Source organism: Frankia sp. CcWB2 (genome assembly GCF_977927585.1).
The window spans coordinates 24,178-30,659 of sequence record NZ_CDWRCM010000022.1; the positions used below are offsets into that span (position 1 = coordinate 24,178).

Sequence of the window (6,482 nt, forward strand, 5' to 3'; positions counted from 1 at the left end):
CATGGCCGCATCAAGATGGCAGCCACGACCAGTGTTGATCTGGACGACGGGAGCCCCCGTGGACCGGATGCGCTCGGCGTCCCGGATGCTCTCCTGATCACCTTCAACCACCGCGATCGGCACGCTCACGCCGAACTCGCGGACGGTCCGCTCCAGCAGCGTCGTCTTGCCCGATCCCGGCGAGCTCATCAGGTTGATCGCCAGCACGTCACGAGCGAGCAGGCGGCGGCGGTTCGCCTCGGCGAGCATGTCGTTCCTGGCCAGCACCCGCTCCTCGACGACCACGGTGCGCGACGAGGTCCCCCCGTCATGCGCGTGGCCGTCATGCGCCGGGCCGGGACTGACGAGGACCGGGCCGACCGGGCCAACAGGGTCGACGGAGGTGAGGGAGGTTAGTCGGGGCGGCGGCGCGGCGTCGTCACACCCGCAGGTTCCACACATCCCACATCACCTCCGCCGCTCGGCACGGGTGTCACCTCGACCGCCTCGATCATCAGCTCGTCGCCACCGACCACCTCGACGTCGGCGCTGCCGCACGGGCAGAGCACCAGGAGCAGGAGGTCGTCGGCCTCGAACGTGGCGCCGCACCGCCGGCAACGGGCACGGCCCGGCGGTTCGTCGATCTCCAGGCGAGCGCCTTCGACCGGCGTGCCCGCTGCCACCAGGTCGAAACAGAACCGGACGGAGCCGGGCACGACGCCGGACACCTGCCCGATGACCAGGTGAACCGCCGTGGCCCGCGCCGCCCCGATCCGTTCCACGATCGTGTCCACGACGTTCTGGATGATCGCCAGCTCGTGCATCCGCGGCTCCTCGGCGCCCGGCACGGCGTGACGTCGGGCGTTCACACCACCGGGGTTCCTGTCCTCGTCGACCGGCGCCCGCACCTGCTCCGGCGCGGCCCGCACTCCGCGGCATCACTGGAGCGCCGCCGCTCGCGGCCGGCCCGTCGGTCTCCCTACCCGTTCGGTGTCGAGGACTACCGCCCGGCGTTGAGGACAGTCCTCGCGGGCGACCTGACAGATCATGGCCGTCGTCACTCTGCTGACAGCGTCCCTTTCTCGATGCCCTCTTCTCGATAAAAACGACAGGACTGCACAAAAGGACATATTTCGCACCAATCTTGCTGATGGCAGGGTAGCGGCAAAGAACACCATCAGCCGGATGGTTCGCCGTGGCCGCCTCGGTCCGATCCGACCGAAAAAGGGGGACCCATGGCTCTCTCGCGCCCGGCACCGCCGACCGACAATGAGCCAGCAGGACGAGGTTACCGATTTACCAGGGAGCAGCCATGACCGACCAGGAGACATTCAGCGTAGAGCCGCGACACCCCGGCTATGGGGACGTAATGAAGTAACAAATACGCGATCGAGAGCATCATCGCAGGTCACAGGCCTGTGGAGGGTTCGAAACGCGCAAGTTACTTCATTACGTCCCCTTCGAGGTCGACTACCCGGCAGGGGAGCGCGATCGACTCACCGTGTTCTTTCGAATTCTCATGGTCATCCCGATCGCGGTCGTCCTCGCGGCAGTCGGCGGTACAGGATACGACAGAAACAGCGCGGTGTTCGGCGGCGGGCTGCTGTTCTTCGCTCCCCTGCTGCTGATTCTTCTCCGACAGAGGTACCCGCGGTGGTGGTTCGACTGGCATGTCGCCCTACTGAGTTTCACGAACCGGGTCGTGGCCTATCTCACTCTGCTGCGGGACGAATATCCCTCGACGGAGGACGAACAGGCCGTCCACCTGACGATTCCCTATCCGGACGCCGCGCGGCTGAACCGCTGGCTACCCCTGGTCAAGTGGCTGCTGGCGGTCCCGCACTACATCGCGCTGTTCTTCCTGTACATCGCGACGGTGGCGGCGATGATCGTCGGCTGGTTCGCCGTGCTCCTCACCGGACGCCTCCCGCGGGGACTGTTCGACTTCGTCGTCGGCGTGCTGCGCTGGACGAACCGGGTGGTCTGCTACGCGATCATTCTGACCACGGACGACTACCCACCGTTCCGACTGCGGCCCTGAAAGGCCACGGACGACGGCACGGTTCCGAGGGTGGACGACCGGCAGTGGGGTTCGGGTCGGCGGACGCCGTTGTCCGACCGGCCCTCGACGGATCAAGCTACGGCGGATGCCGCAGGCGCGGCCATCCAGGTCAGATCGGCCACGGTGACGACGAGTCGGCGAGCGACGTCGTCGGCCGACCGCCCCGCCTCCAACTCCTCTCGAATGGCTACCCCACGTGCTGTGCGCAGATCCAGCCTGCGCGGATGATCAGCCCACATCAGATCATCTGCCAACGCGGCTCGCTCGAGCGGATCGGACACCTGCAGTACCTGTTCGTAGGACATCACGGGCCAATGGTTACGGCTAGTCGGATCTTTGGCAACATGTGCATGGCGACTTTCTGAGCATCGTGCGCACCCGATGGTCCCGCCATGGCCGCCCGGTGTCCGCTCGGGCCAGACGTACCGACCACGGCGAGGCGACCGACGGTCAGGGCCAGGGGATGTTAGGGCCAGGGGATGAAGGCGAGGCAGACATCGTGGCCACCGAAGCCGAACGACGTCGACAGCGCCGCGCCGGTCCGGATCGGCCGGTTGTCCATCGTCACCACGTCCAGCGTGATCTCGTCGTCGATCGCCTCGAGGTTGCGGGTCGCCGGGATCGTCCGCTCCCGCAACGTCAGCACGCAGAGCACCGCCTCCACCGCGCCGGCCGCGCCCAGCAGATGTCCGGTCATCGACTTCGTCGACGTCACCGCGACACCGTCGAGCGCCGCGCCCAGCGCGCCGCGCAGCGCGCGGCTCTCGGCGAGATCCCCAGCCGGTGTCCCTGAGGCATGCGCGTTCACGTGCACCACGTCCGCCGGGTCAAGACCGGCGGCGTGCAACGCCCGGCGCACGGCCCGCGCCGCCCCGGCTCCCGTCGGGTCGGGGGCGGCGACGTGATAGGCGTCGGCGCTGACCCCCGCGCCGGCCACGGTCGTGTAGACCCGGGCGCCGCGAGCGCGGGCGTGCTCGGCGGCCTCCAGGACGAACATCCCGGCACCCTCGCCGAGCACGCATCCGTCCCGGGCCTTGTCGAACGGCCGGGACGCCGACTCCGGCGGGTCCTCCCGGCGGGACAGCGCCTGCATCTGCGCGAATCCCGCGAGCGGGAGCGGATGGACGGCGGCCTCCGTTCCACCGGCGACGACGACATCCGCCCGACCGGCCTGGATCAGGTCGACCGCGGTGGCGATGGCCTCCGCACCGGACGCGCAGGCGCTCACCGGAGCGTGCACCCCGGCGCGGGCACCGAGCGCGAGACCCACCGCCGCGGCCGGTCCGTTCGGCATGAGCATCGGCACCAGGTGCGGGGACACCCGGCGCGCCCCGCGCTCCCGGAACACGTCGTACTGGTCAAGCAGGGTGGTGAGGCCGCCGACCCCGGAGCCGACGACGACGGCGAAACGTTCCGACTCCGGCGTGGGGGTGCCCGCGTCGGCCCAGGCTTCCCGGGCGGCGACGAGGGCGAGCCGCTGCCCCCGGTCGAGCGTGCGTGCCTCCACCCGGCCGAGCGGCGGCTCGACGGCCACCGGCGCCGCGATGCGGACCGGCAGCGACTGCGCCCACGGCTCATCGAGCCGGCGGATCCCGGACCGGCCGGCCAGCACGCCACTCCACGTCGACGCGACATCGCCGCCGAGCGGTGTCGTGGCCCCGAGACCGGTGACCACCACCTGCCGCGCCGCCTGCCGGTCCACCCCCTGCCTGGCTGTCGTCCGCCTGTCCGCCGTCGGGTCGGTCGTCTCGATGCTCACGCGACGCCTCCGGGAGTGAGGCTCAGCGGCAGCGACGTCAGGCCCCGGTGGATGAGGCGGCTCAGCAGGTCGTCGACGACCTGCTCGGCCCGCGGCCGCATCCCCTCGATCGTGCGCGGAGTGAACGCCTTGCTCACCAGGCCGCGCAGCCAGGTGTGGTCGGGCGGTTCCATGCCCGGGTCGGACTGTACGGGCCGATCCGGTGCTCCCAGGGGCGGTGCGGCGGAATCCACGTGCGGCTCCGTTTCGATGCGCCGAGATCCAGGCGGGCGGACGTCAGTGCCGGGCCAGTGCCGGGCGGTCAGGACGCGTACAGCTCCTCGATCTCCTTGGCGTTCTCCTCCTCGATCACGGCACGGCGAAGCTTCAACGACGGGGGGAGCTGGCCGCCCTGGATGGTGAAGTCGTGGCTCAGGAGGCGGAACTTCCGCACCGACTCGGCCCGCGAGACCTGCGCGTTCGCCGCGTCGACCGCGGCGCTGACCTCGGCGGCCAGCCGAGGGTCGGTGTGGGCGGCGGCCTCGTCCAGCTCGTGACCGCCCCGCCGGGCCCAGGCCTGTACGGCGGCCCGGTCGAGGGTCACGAGGGCCGTCACGAACGGCCGGTTCTCCCCGATCACTATGGCGTTGCTGACCAGCGGGTGCAGCCGGATGCGGTCCTCCAGCGGTGCCGGCGAGACGTTCTTCCCCCCCGGTAGTGATAATGATCTCTTTGATCCGACCGGTGATGTGGAGATACCCTTCGTCGTCGAGCCGACCGAGGTCACCGGTGCGCAACCACGGCTCGTGCACGCCCGTCCGATCCGGCCAGTAGCCCGACGAGACCTGCGGCCCGGTCACCAGGACCTCGTCCTCGTCGCTGATCGCGACGGTGGTCGCCGGCAGCGGACGGCCCGTGCTGCCCGGCCGGTCGAGCCCGGGATCGCTGATGCTGACGGCCGTCGACGCCTCGGTCAGCCCGTACGCGCCGAGGACGTACACCCCGACCCCGGTGAGGAACTCGGCCGTGGAGGGGTCGAGCGTCGCTCCCCCGCACACGACGTGCCGCAGTCGCCCGCCGAACGCCGCGCGCAACCGGCGGTACACCAGCCGGTCGAACAGCGGGGCCTGAAGCCGCGTGACGAGCCCCAGGCCGCCCTGCCCACGCCGGGCCCGACCCAGCGCGCAGGCGGTCCGTTCGGCCTCGGCGAACAGGCGCCCCGAGAGTCCGCCCGCCGCCGCCCGCGCGCCCTTGCGCATCTTCTCCAGCGCCGACGGAACAGTAATCAGGAAGGTGGGGCGGAAGGTGTGCAGCGCCGCGACGAGGCCCCCGGGGTCCGGCAGCAGGGCCGTCCGCACTCCGGCCCACAGGCACCCGATCATGGTTACGCGCCCGAACACGTGCGAGAGCGGGAGGAACAGAATGGTACTGGCCGAGCCGGTGGCCGGACGCATCACCGAGTCCAGCCGTTCCACCGAGTTGACGGCGGCAGAGAAGACGTTCGCGTGGGTCAGCAGGCAGCCCTTCGGCACGCCGGTCGTCCCGCTGGTGTAGAGGATCGTCGCGAGGTCGTCGGCCCGGACCGCGTCCCGGCGCCGGAGCACCTCGGACTCCGCGACGGACTGACCGGCGGTGCCGAGTGCCGACACAGCCTCGTCCAGGGACCAGACGTGCGTCGCGGGAAGACCCGCGGACAGGACCAGGCGCTCGTGGTCGGGTGTCTCGACGAAGCACCACGAGGCCTTGGAGTCACTGATGATGTGGTCGACCTGGTGGGCCGAGGAGGTCGGGTAGACGGGGACGGTGACCGCGCCGATGCTCCAGATCGCGAAGTCGGCAACGGCCCAGCCGTAACCGGTCCGACCCATGATCGCAACCCGGTCGCCAACCCCGACGTCGTGCGCCACCAAGCCCCTGGCGACGGCCACGACGTCTGAGCAGAACCGGCCCGCGGTCACATCGCGCCAGCCTCCGTCCACCTGGCGGGCCAGGACCGGCCGGTCGGCGACCGTGGCGACCTCAGTAAGGACGGCGGCGGCCAACCCTCGGTCGGCGGGCAGCTCAGTACCTCCGGGCACCCGCAGAATGTTCACAGTTGATCCCCGTTCCCGGACACGCATAGATCAGCCCGGATGGTCGACGAAAAATCCCCTATTAAATGCGGCAGAAAAGACGATGACAAAGACGTTCCGACATCGCCCCATCGCTCCGAATGGCACCGCGAGTGGAACGGGACAAGCCCAGCCGCTTCTTCATGCTAACCGTCTTTCCAGCCCATGTGAATGGGTACGGACGTCGCTGTGGAGCTGGCCACGATGGTTTTCTTTGATCGATCCATTGTTCAGGAGCACCGATCTTCAAACGTGCCGGTCTTCAGGCCTGCCGGATCAGCGAGCACGCACCGGCGGTCACCGAGGTCAGGGCCGCGGGCGTGCTCCGCGGCCTTGGTGCCGGGCCGGTCGCCGGCTCGTCTGACCTGGACGGATCCAGGGACGGCGGGCCCAGGAACGGCCCGGCGGCGTCGAGGCTGTTGAGGAAGGCCGTGACGACGGGCTGCGGATCCGGACGCCAGACCGCGTACGCGCCGACAGTCGGTACCGGATCGACGAGCCGCACCGCGACGGGGCCCTTCGTGGGCACGTGCGCGCCGCGATCCGCCGACGCGAAGGCCACCACCGGCCTGGTCGTGACGACGATGCCGGT

5 protein-coding genes and 2 pseudogenes are annotated in these 6,482 nt (G+C 70.0%); 1 reads left to right on the top strand and 6 read right to left on the bottom strand.

Annotation, left to right across the window (positions count from 1 at the left end; translation table 11 throughout):
• Together ACY45C_RS04345 and ACY45C_RS04350 are read right to left on the bottom strand one after the other, a co-directional pair.
• The coding region (locus ACY45C_RS04345; protein ID WP_462186354.1) for a GTP-binding protein at window positions 1-441 on the bottom strand (441 nt) is incomplete at its 3' end.
• Entirely contained in the window at window positions 393-908 is a 516-nt protein-coding gene (locus tag ACY45C_RS04350; RefSeq protein WP_462186355.1) for a hydrogenase maturation nickel metallochaperone HypA/HybF, read from the bottom strand. The genes ACY45C_RS04350 and ACY45C_RS04345, both read right to left, overlap by 49 nt.
• 572 nt (window positions 909-1,480) lie before the next feature.
• Between ACY45C_RS04350 and ACY45C_RS04355 the strand changes: the two genes are divergently transcribed.
• A complete protein-coding gene (locus ACY45C_RS04355) occupies window positions 1,481-2,020 on the top strand; it encodes a DUF4389 domain-containing protein (protein ID WP_462186356.1) in 540 nt (179 codons plus the stop codon).
• Window positions 2,021-2,507: 487 nt separating this feature from the next.
• Here ACY45C_RS04355 and ACY45C_RS04360 read toward each other — a convergent pair whose 3' ends face one another.
• The 4 genes and pseudogenes from ACY45C_RS04360 to ACY45C_RS04375 all read right to left on the bottom strand — a co-directional run.
• Window positions 2,508-3,743: a beta-ketoacyl-[acyl-carrier-protein] synthase family protein gene (locus ACY45C_RS04360; RefSeq protein ID WP_462186357.1), complete on the bottom strand. Its 1,236-nt coding sequence runs from the start codon at window positions 3,741-3,743 to the stop codon at window positions 2,508-2,510.
• Between the two features lie 358 nt (window positions 3,744-4,101).
• Complete coding sequence (locus ACY45C_RS04365; protein ID WP_462186358.1) at window positions 4,102-4,566, bottom strand: hypothetical protein; 465 nt, start codon at window positions 4,564-4,566, stop codon at window positions 4,102-4,104.
• A gap of 100 nt (window positions 4,567-4,666) precedes the next feature.
• A pseudogene (locus tag ACY45C_RS04370) lies at window positions 4,667-5,899 on the bottom strand (AMP-dependent synthetase/ligase); the annotation flags it as partial.
• A 253-nt stretch (window positions 5,900-6,152) separates the two neighbouring features.
• Window positions 6,153-6,482, bottom strand: a pseudogene (locus tag ACY45C_RS04375) (LysR family transcriptional regulator); the annotation flags it as partial.